Genomic DNA, 17,420 nt, shown 5'->3' with positions numbered 1-17,420 from the left:
GCAGGCCTCAACCTGCCCGCTGAGTACGGTTTCTAACGACGGCACCAGCGCGACTGCGTTGGCTGAGGCCTAGCCGGGCAATTGTTTTCAGCACCCGCCAGCCATCGGGAATCGTGCGCAGGTTGCTGACACCATGGATCCGCGCATATTCTCGGCTTGGAAGTTCCGCAATAGCGAGGCCTGCCTGCAGTGCGCGGATGTTCATCTGCGTTTCGATCTCGAAACCGGTCGCGGATTCGACCCGCAAATGGGGTAGAACGTCACGCCAGAAGGCATTGTAGCCGTAGCAAAGATCGCTATAGCGGCCGCCGAAGCGCAGGCGCACCAGTTGCAGCAAACCCCAGTTCCCGAGGCGCCGGTACCACTCCATGTCACGCGTGTCGCCGCCCTGCAGGAAACGCGACCCCTTGACGAAATCGGCCCCCGCAAGCAACGCTCCCACAAAACCAGCCATCTCCTCCGGGTCCGCTGAACCATCGGCATCAAGAGTAATGAGGATGTCGCCGCGGGCCGCCGCGAAACCAGCGGCAAGTGCGACCCCTTTTCCGAGGCGCGGCTGTTCAATCACGACGATGTCGGGCATGAGTTCACGTGCAATGGCAACAGTTCCATCAGAAGAGTTGCCATCGACAAGGATGACCTCGTCTATCCAGGCGGGAATGCGTGGAAGGACGTGCGGTAGGTTTTTCGCCTCATTTACCGTTGGAACAATGACGCTGACCCTGGGGACGATGATGGCCCTGTCCATGCCGGACGGACGCAGGGCCGCTCTTAACGAATTGGGAAAATGCTCGCCCATTTTGCTTAAAAATCCTCCAACTAAAAAAAATGAAAACAATAAGCTTCCGGCCCCGGTCACACACAAGGCTTTGGAAGGGAAAAAGTTTGTATTTACTTGTACGTATTCAGTTTTATTACAATATTCTAACTTTGTAAACTACCACATGCTTTTCTTGAAAAAGAGCATTCTAGAGAACAAGTCGTTATTTTTTTTGAATTATTGGAAGAATGGCGGCACCATGCCCTTTTATTGCAGAATTATGTCATAGTATAACGCGCTGAATATGCCCACTCATGAAAATTTATGGGAAACATATTCTCTTGTTGGCTTAATTTCTCCGGCGATTTTATATTTGCACCCTATATTTTTTTCTGAAAAGCGACGCATTTTCCGTAAATCAAAACACAAATCACAATATCATGGATAACTTAAATACAGAGGCTCTCCGACGCTCCATGAGAAGCAAAACCACTTCGCGAAGGGCATCTGGGTGGGTCCGTCGACGCACGTTACCGTGATCGTAATATCTGCGTCACTCTTGCACTAGAGGATAGCTTGCGACGCATTCTGCGCCGTTCTGGCGCGAATGGACCGCATGCAGCACCTTGCGGCGCTGCGTAGAGACGCCTGACTAACTCATTGAAATTCCGTAATCGTGCGCACGTAACGGCTGTTCGCGATCGACAAAGACTGCAAGATTGATGGCGCATGAACCGGGAATCGCGTATGTTGCAAAACAACACATGATGTTGAGATCACGATGCAAATCAAAGGCAAGAGAGGCTGATGCAATCGGAAGAACATATCGCTAAGGCCGCATCAACGGATCCGGTTAAGCGGTGGATGAAACTGATGGCAGAATGGAACGCCCTCACCGCGGAGCTGAAAGAAGTGCGGCGTGCCATCGCGACATCGACCGACGAGGACCATGCCGCTTTGATCCGGGCCGAAGCTGCCCTCGTCACCAGAGGCCAATCACTTAAAGAAGAAATTGACGCGGCTCTGGGCGAGGCTGCCAGTCAGCGCCAGCCGGTCAATGGCCCGCTGATTGTCGGGACCCTTATCTCCCCGTCCAAAGGCGACCTATAGGTCGTGATGTTCGCCCCACGCACGCTCGCTGGTCAAGCAAGAAAGCTGACCAGTCGAAGGGTGGCCAAAATGGCGAATATCACCACGCAGACGCTGGTGATCCAGATGATGGGGCGCAGCCTGGATCGTGGGGTGCCGGCCTGCATCCCCACCTGAACGAGCAGAAGGCCGGCCATCGCGACGAGGCCGCTTCCAACGTCGAGCGGATTCGTATGGCGGAGCGTTTCGAGATTTGCAGGCGCTTCACGTATCCGAACATCAATCGGAAGCAGCCCTTCCTCATCCTTTCCGACGGCGACATTTACAGACTTCACCGTCTCAAGAGCCTCGATGTTACGGCGCAGTTGTTCGACCAGAGCGGCGCTGTATCGTTCGCCTGAGCGGAAGGGAACGAGGTCCTGGAGCTCGGACTCCATCCGGAGCGCGCCGCTAAACTGGACGGCACCGAAACGGGTGCGGGGACCCAGGTCGATATCGATAACCGCAGTCACGATCCCCTCGCCCTTGCGGACCCAGTCCGTTGCCCGCCGTCGTGCATGCGCGAAATCCTCCGCGCTGACCGTTTGCAGGATGCGCCGCGTGAATGACTCAGCAACGAAAGTCGTCGCAGGCTGCCCGACAAAGTCGTTGATGATCGAGGCCAGTCTGTCGACGACTTCGCGGCCCAGTTCCGACGGTCGGATTCCTTTCAGTTCGACGGATGTCACCCTGTAGAGATGACCAAGCGTCGGCCGAAGCACTATTCGCGTTCCCTGCTTCTCCTCAGTCATGTCCCCATCCAGATAGCCGAAACCAGCGATCACGCCTTGCAGTCGCGCCTTCTCGGTCGAAAGCGCCTCTTCTCGTTCGGACGGAGTGGCCTCTAGGTCGGCCAGTAGCGGCAGCTGGTATGCTTGTTTGAGGGCGTCGGCGAGATAGGGTACGTGAATTTCGTCGGTATCCAGAACGACAGACTGGGCCGCCGCCGGCAGGACGGCGGCCAACCATAACAAAGCAGCGCTCAGAAACCTGGTCATGCGCAATCTCGTTCCTTCGAGTTTGCGTCTCGCATCATACCTTCGCGATCGGTGCTGCATTCGCGGGCTCCAAGCATGGCCTGCCACATTCACACTTTCTGTATCAGTAAAGCACAAAATTGTGAGGATGTACGCCCCTCCACAGACCAATCTCAGGCATTTCATTTCCTGCTTATTCGTCTTATGCTTGCGAAAGCTATCAATGACGGACAAGAGGGAAGCGCTGGATCGGCTGTATGAGTTCAGAGACAGCATTGACGCAACCGATCGGCCCAAACGCCTTTGGCCACCTCATTGAATCCAGTGGGCCGGCTCCCGAAGCCATGTGGCTCAATCTCTACCAACGCGACCAGACGGCGGTCGCCAGCCAATCACCACAGTGGGCACAGGCAATCGCGGCCACCGGCAACTACCGGTGTAATCCGCTGTACTTCCAATTTGCCGACGGCAGTCATTCCGTGCTCCCACTGTTTGCCAGGGGCGTCGCCTCGCTGCGTTACGGTTGGTCGCCGCCGCCGGCCTGGGGGTTCGGCGGCCTGCTTTCCGACGAAGAGATCACGGCGGACAAGCTGCGTTCCGTGCTCGGTCAGCTTGAGACGCTGCCGTTTGTCGGGCTCAAAATCCGGCCGAACCCTCTCTCAGCGCGCCTTTGGGCAGAGGCTGCGCGACCGGGTTGGGTGGCCATTCCGCGTTCGGCACATGTCATCGACCTGTCAGGCGGCCTTGAGGCCGTACGAAGTCGCTTCCGTTCCAATGCAGGAACCAACATCCGACGCGCACAAAAATATGGCGTGGAGGTGGAAACGGGTAACAGTGCTCGGTTGATCGACGAGTTTTACGACCTGCTCGAACTTTCCTTGCTGCGTTGGGCGCGCAGGCAGCATGAACCGGCAGCACTTGCGCGCTTCCGCGGTCTGCGCCGCGACCCTCGTTCGAAGTTCGCGGCAATGGCCACCCACCTCGGCGAGGGCTTTCGCCTCTATGTCGCGCGCATCAAGGGCCGGCCCGTTGCCGGAATTTTGGTTCTCCTGCATCATCAGGCCCATTATACGCGCGGCGCGATCGACGAGGGGCTCGCCGGCGAAAGCCGCGCCACGTACCTGCTTCAGGCTACCGCTATTGAAGAGGCTTGCGCGCTTGGCAGCACGTATTATCACATGGGTGAGACGGGGAATTCTGCCTCTCTCGCGCAATTCAAATCTCGCTTCGGTGCGGTTGCCGTTCCCTATGCGGAATATCGATACGAGCGTCTTCCGCTCGCAGGAATCGGTAGCTTCGCTCGAAGTACCGTTAAACGCGTGGTGGGGTTTCGTGATGCATCTTAGGCAATCGGTCACCATCGCAGCCGTCCTTCTGTCCCTCTTTCTTCCATTACCTGCGGCACGTGCTGACGGACCGGCTCCGGTCGCTGACAAAGGTTCGTGGCGGCTGATATTCGAGGATAACTTCGACGGCCCCAAACTGGACCGGGGAAAATGGACCACCTGTTATTGGTGGAACAAGGACGGCTGTACCAATCTCGGCAACGCCGAACTGCAATGGTACCGGCCGGAAAATGTCTCGATTTCCAAAGGGCTCCTGCGGCTGACCGCTCGGCGACAAAAGGTCAAGGGCATCGAGGGGCGCACTTTCGACTATACGTCCGGCATCGTCACCACGGGACGCGACTACGACGAATTGCCAAGACCATCGCGAACGCGGTTCCGCTATGGCCACATCGAGGTCAAGGCGAAAGTTCCCGCGGGTAAAGGGTTCTGGGCTGCGATCTGGCTCCTGCCGGAGACACGGGAATCCCGGCCGGAGATTGATCTCATGGAGGTACTTGGCGATTCCGCCTCCACGTTGCGGATGCACTACCACTACGTCGATGCAGCCTCTGAGAAGAAGAGCGTCGGAAAGGATATCGAGACATCAGACTTGACGGCGAACTGGCACGTCTACAGTCTGACCTGGGACGCAGATAAAATCATTTGGTACCTCGACGGCAAGGAGGTCTGGCGCCACACGGATGCCGCAACGATTTCCAGCGAAGAGATGTATCTGCTCCTCAATCTGGCGGTTGGAGGAGAGTGGGCGGGCTCTCCGCCCAAGTCTACGAAGTTTCCCTCCACCTATCTCATTGACTACGTAAGAATCTGGCAGCGGGACGACGGCTGATGTTGCAGCGTAAAAACCAAGAGACCGCCGACTTCATATCACGTATATCGCGGGCGTATCCGGCGTTAGCGGCCCTTGCCCATTCGTCGCTTCTGAAAAACGGCTATGCCCTGGTCGCGAGTGCTGGTCTTACCTCGGTACTCGGGCTCGTTTTCTGGGGACTGGCGTCCCGCTTCTACTCGCCCGAACAAGTAGGACTTGGCGCTGCGCTGATCTCCACCATGCTGGCGCTTGGGAACATCTCCCAGCTCAACATGGGCAACTTTCTGAACCGCTATCTGCCGGCGAGCGAAAAGGACAGCGCGGTTCGTCTGGTGCTTTGGGCCTATGCGTTGGCGGTCGCGGCGGCCGCCTTTCTTTCCACGCTGGCCATCATCTTCATCTCCAGCGTCACACCCGAACTGAGTTTCCTAAGGGAACAACCCGTTTCTGCCGCCGCATTCGTGGTCGCGACGATCGCCTGGACGCTCTTTGCCCTGCAGGACAGCGTATTGGCCGGCTTGCGGCGCGCAACGGTCGTCCCGATTGAAAACGCCGTATTCGCCGTTGCCAAGCTGCTGTTGCTGGCACTCTTTGCAGGCTCATCCATCCTGGGCGCGGGACTGTATGCGGCGTGGATCTTGCCGCTTCCGCTCTTGTTGGCCGGCATCAATTGGCTGATTTTTATTCGCTTTCTTCCGCGGCACCGCACAAGCGGCGACGCCCAGAAACCCGACCGCCAGGCACTCACCCGCTATTTTGGCTGGGACTACCTGGGAACTCTCGCTTCGATGACGGCAATGGGGATCGCGCCACTCATTGTGCTCCACTACGGCGGCTCCGCCAATCTGGCTGTCTACTATATCAGCTGGGAAATCGTCTACGGCGTCTACCTCATCAGCCGTTCGATGGGCGTCTCTCTCCTGGCCGAGATCGCGTTCGACAAGACGAAGCTACATCGTCTCGCCGTCGATGCCCTCATCTACACCGTCGCGCCGTTGGCGGGCGTAGTATTCGTATTGCTCATTGCTGCGCCGCTGCTCCTGTCGGTGCTCGGCATGAATGCTTCAGGAACGAATTCGACGCTGCTGCGATTATTCGCCATTTCGTGCCTGCCTTGGAGCGTCGTGACGCTTATACTCGCCGTCGCGCGTGCGACGGGCCGGACACAGGTCGTCGCACTGGCACAAGTGGTAACGCTAGCCGTCGTGCTTGGGATTGGCACTCCGCTTGTCGTCGTCCATGGCGCAGTCGGGATGGCGGCAGCCTGGTTTATTGCCCACAGCATAACTGCTGTCGGCCTGCTGACAGACCTGTCGCGACGTCTCGGACCATCCGGCCGGATCGATCTGACACTGCGCTTGCTATCTTCGCTGGCGCGGATCTGGAGCAACATCGCACCTCGTCGGCATTCCTCACCGCCCCTCGATGCTTCGATTGCCAGCTTCTGCGCCGCGACGGGGCTTGAGGCACCGGATCCGCAAACCGTGCGCGAGTTCTACCGTGAGAGCGATGTGCGAACCGGCATGTTCCGGACGGCCGGCCCTCCCGCAGAATTGCTGGTCTTCAAGGCGTCGACTTCTCCAGAGGGACACCGCGCCGTCACCCGCCACATCAAAAGCAGCCAGGAGCTCGCCGCCAACGCCGCGCTTGGTCAGCTAGACTTCGCGGTTTCCACGATCGTCGCGAGTTCCATCGACGCATCCGGGGCAAGGCTCGCAGAACGCGCGCTGCCGGGCGAGGATGGTCGTTCGATTTTCGCCAAGTCCGAACAGTATCTTGCCGCGCTCACCCAAGCGGTAGACGCCATCCACACGATGCATTCGCGCACAGCAACGAAGCGGGTCATCAATGAGGGCTGGCTGGACGGCTGGCTCCACTTTGGATCCGACACCGTGTGCGCGTCGCACTCGCCACTGTTGGGCGAGCCTGGCCGCGCTGAGGCGCTCGCGGTCTTTCAAGCGCAGCAATCCCATTTTTGGAACGGCCGCTCGCTGCCCCTCGGCCTCGGGCATGGTGATTTCGCGCCAGGAAATTTGCTTTATACAATTGGTCCTGATGAAACAGATGTCCGGCTGAGCGCCATTATTGACTGGGAGACTGCCACCGAGGACACCCCACCAGGCCTGGATGCAATGTTCCTGCTGCTGACCGCACGCGCGGCGCGCAGCGGTGAGGACCTCGGTTTTGTCATTCGCCGCCTCCTTGAAGCGCCACTTCTCACTCCTGAGGAAATGACAGCTATGGAACCAATGCGTGCCACGCTGGAGGAGAGCTACGGCGCACTCTCGGATCCTGCCGTATTGCGCGCACTGTGTGGATTCGCCTGGTGGCACCACATCGCTACCAATCTGACCAAATCATCTTGCTTTGCAGACAAGGCGCTGTGGCTGGCGGTCAACATCGACCTCGTCCTAGCCTGGTACGGCGGCAAGGTGTCCGTAGCGCCGCACACGCTTGCAGTCGGCTGCCTCCGTCGGCAAAAAGGCAGTGCGAGTGCGACGTCACCCCACCCGGTCCCCGTCGGATCCACGAGGAAGGCCTAGAAAGCATGACCGTCCTTTCCCGCGTTGAAGACATTGCCTTGGATACAGAAGGGGAAGCGGTCTCCCAACGCCGGGCGCGGCGATTTGATCTGGCCCTTGCCGTCATACTCTCCGCTTCCGTCCTGCTCTGGGCCTTATCGCTGCCGGCGATCGACCCCGACCGCATGACCGACATCGGGTTGATTTCGGTCTTGCCTCGAAGCTTTTTTCTGTCACTGGCGCTACTGGCGGCTGGATTTGCGTGGCTGGTCTGCGGGGGGCGGACTACCGGCCCGCTTCCAATCCTCTATCTGGTCGCACTCGTGATCCTCCTGCACGGGACGCCACCGATCGTCTATGGAACATTGCGCTATTCCTGGGCTTGGAAACATCTCGGCGTTATCGATTACATCCAACGGTATGACGCGGTTGATCGGAATGCGTCCTTCCTCGCAGCCTATCACAATTGGCCCGGGCTCTTTGCGGCCACGGCTTGGCTTGCGGACCGCTTCGACCTGAGATCGGTCGACCTCGCGCCGATCGTCAGTTTTACCCCACCTGTGCTCACGCTTGCCCTGATCGGGGCGTTCTTGGGAATTGTCAAACGGCTCTCTGCGGACCGTCGCCTTCAACTGACGGCTTGCTGGATATTCGTCGTGGCCAACTGGGTCGGCCAGGAATATTTCTCGCCGCAAGGCGTCACGTTTCTCTGTTACCTCATCCTGATCGGGCTGTTTCTCGGGCCGTTGCGAAAACGGGAAACGACATGGGCGGCGCGAAGGCCTGGCTTTCTGCGTTTCATTGGTCCAGAAGCACTTCCAGCCGGTCTGCCTTCGTGGACGGGTGGCCGGTTTGCTCGTCCCCTTGCGGCCCTGCTCGCTATGACGCTGATTTCCGTGGTGGTGGTCACTCATCAGTTGACCCCGCTCATGATTATTCTCGCCACAGCAGGATTGGCGGTGCTCGGATGGCTTTCCCCGGCCTATCTGCTCTTTGCGATCATCGCCGAAATTGTCTGGCTTCTCTGGCCAGCGGCGCCCTTCGTCTACGAGCAGATTTTGAGCGAATTGGCCTCGATGGGTACGCTCTCTGAAGCGACGAGCAAGCTTGCAAATGTTGCCGACGTGAGCGCCGACCGCGCCTGGGTCGTCTTGCTCGGGCGCGGCCTTTCGGCCGCCGTCATTGTCGGCGCGCTCCTAGGCGGATCGCGGCGGATCTTAAATGGGCACTGGGACCTCACCGCCGCGGCACTCTTGCTTTCACCGATGCCACTCATAGCTGTTGCGTATGGCGGAGAGTCGATTTTCCGCGTCTACCTTTTCGCATCTCCCTTCCTTGCTTTCTTTGCTGCCACCGCGTTCTTCCCCTCAGTGCATGCTGGCAAGCCAGCCTACGTCTTTACGCCACTTGCAGCGGCCTTTTTCCTTTCGGCAATCGGCTTCCTTTTCGCCAACAATGGCAAGGATCGCGAATATCGTTTCGCGCCCGACGAGGTGGCCGTGGCTGAGTGGCTCTATAGCATAGCCCCCGAGGATACCCTCCTCATCGAAGGTTCGCGCAGCTACCCTTCACAGTTCATGAACTACGAAAATTTCTACTATTTGGCGATCTCGCTAGAGTCGGAGGCCACCAGAGCAGAAATCGTCGCCAACTCATCCGGCGTCTTTTTGCGATGGATGGACAACCCGCGCTGGCGCGACGCCTACGTGATCCTGACGCGCAGCCAGAAAGCGTCTCTCGAAGCCAACGGCCAAATGCGGCCGGGCGACTTCGACCGGATCGAGCACAACTTGCTTGTCTCACCGCGATTCAAGCTTGTGCGGGCATCGGCCAATGCGAAAGTGTTTCGTATGCTGCCCGCGACGTCGGACGGCAGCGCCCTTGGCAACCGGTACCATTGAGCCGGCTCAGCCAACATCTTAGCGACGGTTGCACCGAACTGCCTGTCTTGTGGTGAGGTCGCCCCAAAAAGACCGTGTCGCGCTATTGCCGCCCCGCCAGCAACTGTGCCAGCCCAACGCGAAGATCCGTGCGGCATCGATGATCGAGCTCCGCTTCAAGTGCGTGCGTGCACCCCTGGGAACGCCTGACTTCGCCGAGCAATCCATCCACGTGCGCGATGCCGCAACCAGACTTGGTCTCCTCGATCATAATTCGCGCGAGGTCATTGATCGATGTCTCGACGCCGCTGCAAACGTTCAAGACCCTTGCGCCATTCGCAGCCCGATCCGCCGACCGGATAAGCGCTTCGACCACGTCGCCGACGTAAACGAAATCGCGGGTCTGCGTGCCATCGCCATAGATCACGATGTCTTCGTTGTTTTTCAACCGCTGCACGAACTTGGTGATCACACCGGAATAGGGTGACTGCGGATCCTGGCCCGGTCCGAAGACGTTGAAGAAGCGAAGACCCGTCGTCGAGAGGCCGTAGACTTCATAGGCGGCCCGGGCATGCAATTCGCACGAGAGCTTGTCGGCACCGTAGGGCGAAAGTGGCACGCACTTGCCCTCCTCTGAAAGCGGGAGGTCCTGACTGGCCCCGTAAACGGCGGCTGAAGAGGCATAGACTATTGTCCGCTTGTTGCCGGAGTTCACAATCTCCTCAACCAGGTTCAGGAACCCGGTAATATTGATGGCGTGAGAATGCGTCAGCTGCCGATTGCATTTTTCGACCGAAGCGACCGCGGCCAGGTGAATGCAGGCATCGACGCCGGGAAGCGCGCTGCGAACCACCTGTCGATCCAGGATAGAGCCATTGATGAACTTGGCTGCGTTGGGCACATTGTCGCGCTTTCCTGAACTCAGGTCATCCAGCACCACAACGTCGCGTCCGGTTTCCAACAATCGTCGCGTCAGATGCGAGCCAATGAAACCGGCTCCCCCGGTCACCAAGATCGTCCTCAAACCGTTTCTCCCCATGACATCTGGTCTCGGCGAACTTTGTCGCGACATATTGCCAGAAAGAGCCCGCACTCACGAGCCGATTGCAAACGAACCAGCACCTCGTTGTCAACCGTGAGCTGACCGGCACTCTCCGTGTCTCAACTCAATCCTCCATTCTCGCTGCCAAGCAGTCAAGCCTCCGAAGCCCACGCGTCTATTCGCGCACAAGTAGCGGACGCTCCGGTTCGGTTCTCTGCCAAATGTGCACCTGTCCTGCCGCCGCCGGAGCGCGCCTCCTCTGCCCCACCAAACTTCACATCCGCTCCCGTGCTTAGGCTCGCTTTGTATCAACGAGGGGGAATCATTTTTGCTGGATATTGGGCCGCGGAGCCGCGAGATTGTTGCCAGGGCCCCCTTTCCTTAAATTAAAACATACGTAATATATACTATGGCGTAGTTTGTTCTGACGAAGTGATTTCTGGACTGTTAGTTTTTACGCGGCCGTCGCTTAAGTGTCGGATCCCGCACGAGTAATTTGCACGAGATGAGTTGCTTGTTCTTGCGTGTCCACTCTTTTTGCGTACTGGGCCAATGCAATACATTTACAACGACCGGATCACATCCACCATTTGCTATCGAGTTACGAGCCCCGCGCCACGTGATGCGTGGAAGCAATTGATGATTCACGACCCCGACGCGATGCCATATCAATCGCCGGAGTGGAACAATGCCATATGCGCTGAGGGTCGGCTCAAGGACATCAGCCGCTACTACCAGTTCGAAGACGGATGCCAGATTTTGGTTCCGCTCGTGACCATGACTGCCATCGGACCTGTGGACCTTGTTGCGGGATCGTATCCTGATGGTTGCGGAATGGGCGGGGCCGTGTGTTGCGACAACACAACCAGCCGCCACCTCAGGGAAGTCCTGAAAGACCTCATTGCGTTGCGTTTCCTCAGCATTCGTATCAGGCCCAACCCCTTACAGGGTAGCCGATGGTCCGAAGCGGCGGCCGGCCTGGGTCTGATGACGAAACCGCGCCGCGCCCACGTTATCGATCTGAAAGATGGATTCGATCACGTCTACAACAAGCTCTTCACCAAGGCGACAAGGGTGAGTATCCGCAAGGCCGAGCGGGAGGCCGTCATCGTCAAGAGCAGCAGCAGCGGCGAGTTGATCCCCCTCCTTCACAACTTGCTTAAGACCTCAGTCAAGAGGTGGGCCGAACAGCAAAACGAACCACTCTGGCTGGCGAAGTTCCGCTTCGGGAGACGCGATCCCATCAAAAAACTCTATCAGATCCAGGAAGCGCTCGGAGCGTCTTGCAAAGTCTGGGCAGCGTGGGTGAATGGACAGCCCGTCGCGGCGTCCCTGGTCCTGATGGGGAAGAATGTGAACGACTCCCGCGGCGCAATCGACCGGGTTGCACTGGGAACGTCGCGCGCCAACGACCTCTTACAAAAACTCTCCATCGAAGATGCGTGCCGGGCAGGCTGCCGTTTCTATCACCTCGGAGAGAGCGGCAATTCGGCTTCGCTTTCACATTTCAAAGAGCGTTTCGGAGCAGTGCACTACGATTATTCTGAGATATTCATCGAGCGGCTCCCAATTTCCCGGGCCGAATATCTGTTCAAGTCGGGCGTCAAGCGAGCAATTGGCTTCAAAGACTGAGGGGGCGCTCTTCTCGTTTCCACAGGGCCCCGCACGCTTGGCGAGATCGAGTGCGCTGGGGCTTAGATCGGCGGTGAAGTTTTGCGTCCGTGGTCAACATTGCCTGCCTGACCGCGAGCATGCCGAAAAGACCGGCATTTGGCCGACGCGTGGGTCCAGGTACCCCGAAGTGTTTTCCGAGGACCCGGAAGTCGTTGGCAGCCGGAAGATCTTGAGGGCTTGGTCAGCTTATATTCCGGGAAAAGCGACCTCGATATCGTCGCAAAGGGCGAGAACGCGGTCGACGCTCTGAAAATAGTCGCAGAATACTCACCCTAGGTGCTCGTGCTCGACCTAAGCATGCCGGGTGATACCGTTGCCGCCATCGAACTGATTGCCCAGAAATATCAGGGGACCCGGATCATCGTCTTCACGGCGAATACGAGCATCGAAACAGCGATCCAGGTACTGAACTATGGCGCCGGTTACGTGCTCAAGGGCAGCACCGCCAGCGATCTGCATCAGGCGATACGCACAGTCTGTGATGGCGAGACCTTCATAGTTCCTTCAGAGCGCATTGAACTTCGAAGACTCAATCTCCCTTCGTGGTAGCTCCAGAACTCGCTCACGAAGCGTTCGGCGCGAACGCTATCGAAACCTTCGCTGCGACGCCTAGGGATGATCACGCAAGCAGGCCGATTTGCGGCATTGTCCATTTGGGTGGTCCATGAGACGCTTCGCCGCTGCGGATGAGGCACCGTCCGTTATCGGGCGCGTCAGCAACCGATAACGCGTGCCCGCCGCGCTTGCGCGGATAGGAATGACGCGCATGGAATCTGCGCCCAACGCCTCGTCGTTTCTACTGGCGCGTTGAACGCTTCGTCCCGGTTCGCGTCGCGAGCACGTTGCGGATCGCAAAGCTCGAATGGATGCGTGAAACACCAGGGAGAGCTGAGAGGATTTCCTTGTGAATGCGCTCGAACTCGCCGGCATTGGCGACTTCGACGCGCAACAGATAGTCCGATCCGCCGGTCATCAGGAAACATTCCTTTATTTCGGGGTGCCTGCGGATCGCGGCCTCGAAGCGGTCGAGATAATCCTCCGTCTGACGGTCGAGCGTGATGTTGATGATCACCGCGATGGTGGCCTCGACGTTCGATGTATCCACCAGCGCGGTGTAGCCCCGGATAACGCCGGCCTGCTCCATCAGCTTTATCCGCCGGAGGCAGGCCGATGGCGAAAGGCCGACTTCGGCAGCCAGGCTCGCATTGCTGCGCCGGGCGTCGAGCCGAAGCAGGCGAAGAATATTGCGGTCTTTCGCGTCAAGTGCGGCCATGGCAGATTATTCCAATTTGTCTTTGTTTGTTTCAATGCTCACGATTTCTCACAACGATCAATCATTCTTTCCTCAGAAATTTCGCGATCGTTTCACTAATCTCCCGCCAACATGGGGAGGCTGGAATGGACGGGGCAATACAGGCAAGAAGGCAAGGGATGACGACCGCCGCGGGCGGCGCATCGGGCTACCTGACCATCGATCTAGCAGCCATTGCTCGCAACTATGAAAAGCTGGCGGCCGAGGTAGCGCCTGCGCGCGCAGCTGGTGTCGTCAAGGCGGACGCCTACGGGCTCGGCGCCAACCGGGTCGCCGCCAGGCTCTACCAGCATGGATGCCGTCACTTCTTCGTTGCCCAGTTCGTTGAAGCCCTGCGGCTGCAGCCAACTCTCGCAACTGACGCCACCGTCTATGTGTTGAACGGCCTACAGCCCGGCAATGAAACTGCCTGCGTCGAGCATGGCATCGTGCCGGTCATCAATTCGCTGGAGCAGTTGCAGCGCTGGAGCGAGACTGCGACGGCGCTCGGCCGCAGGCTGCCGGCGGTCCTGCAATTCGATACCGGCATGTCGCGCCTCGGCGTTCCGCCGGAGGAGCGCGCCGCCATTGCCAGCCTGCTGAAAGCGAGCGGCAGTATTGATGTCCAGTTCATCATGAGCCACCTCGCCTCGGCCGATGAGGCCGAGAGCGAGCAGAACGGAAGCCAGCTCTCCGAAATGAACCGCATCGCGGCCGAGTTCCCCGAGTTCGACCGTTGCTTTGCCAATTCGGGCGGCATCTTCCTCGGCAGACCCTATCACGGCGTCCTTGCCCGCCCCGGGATTGCTCTCTACGGTGGCGCACCGACCGCCAAACAGCCCAATCCGATGGAGCCCGTCCTGCGCCTCGATGTGGCCGTCGTGCAGACCCGCACCGTGCCCGCCGGCGCGCGCGTCGGCTACAGCGGCACCCACATCGCCGCGGGAGAAACCCGCCTTGCCACCATTGCCGCCGGCTATGCCGATGGCCTGCCGCGCAGCCTGAGCGACCGGGGCGCCGTCTATTGCGACGGCATTCGCCTGCCAATCGTCGGCCGTGTCTCGATGGACAGCATCACCATCGACATCTCCGCCCTGCCGGACGGCCGCCTGCAGCTTGGCAGCCTCGTGGAAGTGTTCGGCCCCAATCAAACGCTTGAAGACATTGCACGCGACGCCGGTACCATTTCCTATGAGATCCTGACCGGCCTCGGCCAGCGCTACGAGCGGCAATACCGCTGATCCTTTCTCTTCTTCCGTGGGGACATCATGAAAGTTATCGTTCTCGGCGCCGGCATCATCGGCGTGACCTCGGCCTACCAGCTTGCCAAGGCAGGACACGAGGTGACGGTCATCGACCGTCAGCCCGGCCCTGCACTGGAGACGAGCTTCGCCAATGCCGGCGAAGTCTCCTTCGGCTACTGCTCGCCCTGGGCCGCGCCCGGCATTCCGATGAAGGCGATGAAGTGGCTGTTCATGGAGCATGCGCCTCTGATCCTGCGCCCGAAGGTCGACACCGCCATGCTGTCGTGGATGGTGAAGATGCTCTCCAACTGCACGTCCAAGCGCTACGCCATCAACAAGAGCCGCATGTTGCGCCTCGCCGACTACAGCCGCATCTCGCTCGCCACGCTGCGCGCAGAGACCGGTATTGCCTATGACGAGCGAATGCAGGGCACGCTGCAATTGTTCCGCACGCAGCAGCAGCTTGATGCGTGCGGAAAGGACGTCAAGGCGCTCGCCGCCGACGGCATTCCCTACGAGGTGCTGGACCGCGACGGCTGCATCCGCGTCGAGCCGGCACTAAAGCACGTGCGCGAAAAAATCGTCGGCGGCCTGCTGACGCCGAAGGATGAGACCGGCGACTGCTTCAAGTTCAGCAACGCGCTTGCGAACAAGGCCGAAGAACTCGGCGTGCGCTTCAACTACGGCAGCATCATCCGTGGCCTCGACGTCGAGGGTGGCCGCACACGCGGCGTCGTGACCGCGCACGGAACGCTGCGGGCAGATGCCGTTGTCGTGGCGCTTGGCAGTTTCTCGCCGCTGCTGGTCAGGCCGCACGGCATCCGTCTGCCGGTCTATCCGGTCAAGGGTTATTCGCTGACGATCCCGATCACCGACGCCTCGCGCGCGCCGGAATCGACGGTGATGGACGAGACCTTCAAGATCGCCATCACGAGGCTCGGCGACCGCATCCGCGTCGGCGGCATGGCCGAAATTTCAGGCTACACCAACGATCTCGGCGAGCCGCGCCGCCTGACGCTTCAGCATTCCGTCACCGACCTCTTCCCCGGCGGCGACGTCTCGAAGGCCAGCTTCTGGTCGGGCCTTCGCCCGATGACGCCGGATGGCACGCCGGTGATCGGTGCGACGAAGGTCGAAGGCCTCTATCTCAACACCGGTCACGGTACGCTCGGCTGGACGATGAGCTCCGGTTCGGCCCGTGTGATCGCCGATCTCATCAGCGGCAGCAAGCCTGAGATCGACGCGACCGATCTCGCAATAGCTCGTTACACTTAAGCGGCTCCGTTCAACCACTTTCAAGGAAACAGATCATGATCCAGGAAATCCATACGAACGACGCGCCAGGCGCCGTCGGCCCCTTCTCGCAGGCGATCAAGGTCGGCAACCTGCTGTTCGTTTCCGGCCAGCTGCCGATCGATCCGGCAACCGGGGAATTCAACTCGGATGACGCAATCGCGCAGGCCGATCAGTGCCTCAAGAACCTTGCTGCGATCGCGGCAGCAGCCGGCACAAGCCTCGCCAACGCCGTCAAGACGACCGTGCTTTTGACCGACCTCGGCAACTTCGCCGAAATCAACAAGGTCTATGCCGGTTTCTTTGCTAAGCCATTCCCCGCACGCGCCTGCTACGAAGTCAGCGCGCTTCCAAAGGGTGCAAAGGTCGAGATCGAGGCAGTCATTGCACTCTAGGCGCCCCGCGTAGAAGACCTCGAGATTGGGTGGCTAACACCGCCCAGTCTCTCCAAGCGGCGTGGCTTGGGATCACGCCAATAGCGCTTGTCAGCACCCGGCGCGTTGTTGTTCGAGCCATTCCCCCATGACTTCGGCGAGACGCTGTGGCGCTTCCATGGGGACCATATGTCCGGTGTTTTCGATAATTTCAAAGCTTGAACCGATGATACCCTGGTCAAGCTCAAGCGCCTCGGTTCGAGACCTCAATCGGTCCAACTCTCCCGCAACGACGAGAGTTGGACACCGGATCGATTTCCGATCATCCCGTTCGTCTCGTCGATCGATCAGCGACTGACTGCGAAAGACGTCGCCTCCCAATCGCTGCCCTGCCGCCTGGATGCGCGCAACGATATCCGCCCGGTCGGCATTGTCAGAGTGCAGCGATGAGAGCACGGCGGTTCTGCTCAGCCCCTTGAAGACCGCACTGCCGGTCTGTTCGGCGATTGCCTTCTTCCGCTGAAGCTCGACATTGCTGTCGCCGCGTGCGGATGTTGCGATCAGGACAAGGGCTGTTACCCGGTCGGCCGCCTGCCGGACGATTTCCCGAGCCACGTAGCCGCCCATGGAAAAGCCGACCAACACAAACTCCGGCGGAGCCTGCGAGAGGGCACGGTGGGCCATCGCCGTTATCGAGCTGTCCTGCGAAAGATCAGCGTATGTGGCGGGGCCATATTCACTCAACGCCGGCACCACCTCGCCCCAGAGATCGGCGTCGAGCATGAAACCCGGTACCAGAAGCATCGCCACGTTCGTCACCTCGCCGTGCACGTCGGGTGACGGTATCGGAACGAAGAGGCGAGTCGTCAAGGAAGGACCTCGCTTCGAGCCGCAAGCCCAAGTCAAAGTCTGCTGCTTCTCCGGCAACAGGATCTTGCGCAGTTCCGGTCTTGAAAGACTTGCCGCTCGTATTGCAGACCACCCCATGGATTGGGCACAAGCCGGAGATCCAGCGGTGTTTTCAACCTGGTCGCAGGTGTATTCACAAGCCGGCATTGACGCTTAAACTGTGGGA

15 protein-coding genes are annotated in these 17,420 nt (G+C 59.2%); 10 read left to right on the top strand and 5 right to left on the bottom strand.

The features are described from left to right. Positions 1-7 precede the first annotated feature (7 nt). Positions 8-838 carry a glycosyltransferase family 2 protein gene (locus tag PWG15_RS23745; RefSeq protein WP_275026500.1) on the bottom strand — a complete coding sequence of 277 codons (831 nt, stop codon included), beginning with the start codon at positions 836-838 and terminating at the stop codon, positions 8-10. A 729-nt stretch (positions 839-1,567) separates the two neighbouring features. Here PWG15_RS23745 and PWG15_RS23740 point away from each other — a divergent pair. Continuing rightward, on the top strand, positions 1,568-1,870 hold the full coding sequence (locus tag PWG15_RS23740) for a hypothetical protein (protein ID WP_275026498.1): 303 nt from the start codon (positions 1,568-1,570) through the stop codon (positions 1,868-1,870). Between the two features lie 32 nt (positions 1,871-1,902). Here the strand turns inward: PWG15_RS23740 and PWG15_RS23735 are convergent, their stop codons facing one another. Next, positions 1,903-2,886, bottom strand: coding sequence for a BamA/TamA family outer membrane protein (locus PWG15_RS23735; protein ID WP_275026497.1), 984 nt, complete (start codon positions 2,884-2,886; stop codon positions 1,903-1,905). 254 nt (positions 2,887-3,140) lie between these two features. Between PWG15_RS23735 and PWG15_RS23730 the strand changes: the two genes are divergently transcribed. From PWG15_RS23730 to PWG15_RS23715, 4 genes are read left to right on the top strand one after another with little or no spacing between them, the layout of a single operon-like run. Further along, on the top strand, positions 3,141-4,211 hold the full coding sequence (locus PWG15_RS23730; RefSeq protein ID WP_275026495.1) for a GNAT family N-acetyltransferase: 1,071 nt from the start codon (positions 3,141-3,143) through the stop codon (positions 4,209-4,211). After that, the gene (locus PWG15_RS23725; RefSeq protein ID WP_275027189.1) at positions 4,201-5,043 is read left to right on the top strand and encodes a glycoside hydrolase family 16 protein; all 843 of its coding nucleotides are present in this window, start codon (positions 4,201-4,203) and stop codon (positions 5,041-5,043) included. Before PWG15_RS23730 ends, PWG15_RS23725 begins: the two co-directional genes overlap by 11 nt. Then, the gene (locus PWG15_RS23720) at positions 5,043-7,568 is read left to right on the top strand and encodes a phosphotransferase (RefSeq protein WP_275026494.1); all 2,526 of its coding nucleotides are present in this window, start codon (positions 5,043-5,045) and stop codon (positions 7,566-7,568) included. The genes PWG15_RS23725 and PWG15_RS23720 overlap by 1 nt, the downstream gene beginning before the upstream one ends. Positions 7,569-7,573: 5 nt before the next feature. Continuing rightward, positions 7,574-9,448 (top strand): hypothetical protein, encoded by a 1,875-nt coding sequence (locus PWG15_RS23715; protein ID WP_275026493.1) that lies wholly within the window; start codon positions 7,574-7,576, stop codon positions 9,446-9,448. Positions 9,449-9,530: 82 nt separating this feature from the next. Here the strand turns inward: PWG15_RS23715 and PWG15_RS23710 are convergent, their stop codons facing one another. Continuing rightward, positions 9,531-10,451, bottom strand: coding sequence for an NAD-dependent epimerase/dehydratase family protein (locus PWG15_RS23710; RefSeq protein ID WP_275026492.1), 921 nt, complete (start codon positions 10,449-10,451; stop codon positions 9,531-9,533). A gap of 657 nt (positions 10,452-11,108) precedes the next feature. Here PWG15_RS23710 and PWG15_RS23705 point away from each other — a divergent pair. Both PWG15_RS23705 and PWG15_RS23700 read left to right on the top strand, forming a co-directional pair. Next, positions 11,109-12,101 (top strand): GNAT family N-acetyltransferase, encoded by a 993-nt coding sequence (locus tag PWG15_RS23705; protein ID WP_275026491.1) that lies wholly within the window; start codon positions 11,109-11,111, stop codon positions 12,099-12,101. 318 nt (positions 12,102-12,419) lie between these two features. Further along, complete coding sequence (locus PWG15_RS23700; protein ID WP_275026490.1) at positions 12,420-12,692, top strand: response regulator; 273 nt, start codon at positions 12,420-12,422, stop codon at positions 12,690-12,692. 247 nt (positions 12,693-12,939) lie between these two features. Here PWG15_RS23700 and PWG15_RS23695 read toward each other — a convergent pair whose 3' ends face one another. After that, the gene (locus tag PWG15_RS23695) at positions 12,940-13,416 is read right to left on the bottom strand and encodes an Lrp/AsnC family transcriptional regulator (RefSeq protein ID WP_275026489.1); all 477 of its coding nucleotides are present in this window, start codon (positions 13,414-13,416) and stop codon (positions 12,940-12,942) included. Positions 13,417-13,541: 125 nt separating this feature from the next. Here PWG15_RS23695 and alr point away from each other — a divergent pair, with 125 nt between their 5' ends. From alr to PWG15_RS23680, 3 genes are read left to right on the top strand one after another with little or no spacing between them, the layout of a single operon-like run. Further along, positions 13,542-14,675, top strand: a complete 1,134-nt coding sequence (gene alr, locus PWG15_RS23690; protein ID WP_275026488.1) for an alanine racemase — start codon at positions 13,542-13,544, stop codon at positions 14,673-14,675. Positions 14,676-14,702: 27 nt separating this feature from the next. Next, positions 14,703-15,953, top strand: coding sequence for a D-amino acid dehydrogenase (locus PWG15_RS23685; RefSeq protein ID WP_275026487.1), 1,251 nt, complete (start codon positions 14,703-14,705; stop codon positions 15,951-15,953). A gap of 35 nt (positions 15,954-15,988) precedes the next feature. After that, positions 15,989-16,366 carry a RidA family protein gene (locus PWG15_RS23680; protein ID WP_275026486.1) on the top strand — a complete coding sequence of 126 codons (378 nt, stop codon included), beginning with the start codon at positions 15,989-15,991 and terminating at the stop codon, positions 16,364-16,366. Positions 16,367-16,456: 90 nt separating this feature from the next. On the opposite strand, the gene PWG15_RS23675 is transcribed toward PWG15_RS23680, so the two are convergent. After that, positions 16,457-17,215, bottom strand: a complete 759-nt coding sequence (locus PWG15_RS23675) for an alpha/beta fold hydrolase (RefSeq protein ID WP_275026484.1) — start codon at positions 17,213-17,215, stop codon at positions 16,457-16,459. Between the last annotated feature and the right edge of the window lie 205 nt (positions 17,216-17,420).

Origin of the sequence: Ensifer adhaerens, from assembly GCF_028993555.1 — a bacterium.
Taxonomy (GTDB): domain Bacteria; phylum Pseudomonadota; class Alphaproteobacteria; order Rhizobiales; family Rhizobiaceae; genus Ensifer; species Ensifer adhaerens_I.
Note: the sequence above shows the minus strand (reverse complement) of the source record. Positions and strands in the feature narration are given on the sequence as shown.

What these genes read in the sequence shown, in the direction of transcription:
- PWG15_RS23685 (WP_275026487.1), top strand. Translation starts at nt 14,703, where the DNA reads ATGAAAGTTATCGTTCTCGGCGCCGGCATCATCGGCGTGACCTCGGCC.
- PWG15_RS23725 (WP_275027189.1), top strand. Translation starts at nt 4,201, where the DNA reads ATGCATCTTAGGCAATCGGTCACCATCGCAGCCGTCCTTCTGTCCCTC.
- PWG15_RS23715 (WP_275026493.1), top strand. Translation starts at nt 7,574, where the DNA reads ATGACCGTCCTTTCCCGCGTTGAAGACATTGCCTTGGATACAGAAGGG.
- PWG15_RS23735 (WP_275026497.1), bottom strand. Translation starts at nt 2,886, where the DNA reads ATGACCAGGTTTCTGAGCGCTGCTTTGTTATGGTTGGCCGCCGTCCTG.
- alr (WP_275026488.1), top strand. Translation starts at nt 13,542, where the DNA reads ATGGACGGGGCAATACAGGCAAGAAGGCAAGGGATGACGACCGCCGCG.
- PWG15_RS23740 (WP_275026498.1), top strand. Translation starts at nt 1,568, where the DNA reads ATGCAATCGGAAGAACATATCGCTAAGGCCGCATCAACGGATCCGGTT.
- PWG15_RS23695 (WP_275026489.1), bottom strand. Translation starts at nt 13,416, where the DNA reads ATGGCCGCACTTGACGCGAAAGACCGCAATATTCTTCGCCTGCTTCGG.
- PWG15_RS23680 (WP_275026486.1), top strand. Translation starts at nt 15,989, where the DNA reads ATGATCCAGGAAATCCATACGAACGACGCGCCAGGCGCCGTCGGCCCC.
- PWG15_RS23705 (WP_275026491.1), top strand. Translation starts at nt 11,109, where the DNA reads ATGATTCACGACCCCGACGCGATGCCATATCAATCGCCGGAGTGGAAC.
- PWG15_RS23720 (WP_275026494.1), top strand. Translation starts at nt 5,043, where the DNA reads ATGTTGCAGCGTAAAAACCAAGAGACCGCCGACTTCATATCACGTATA.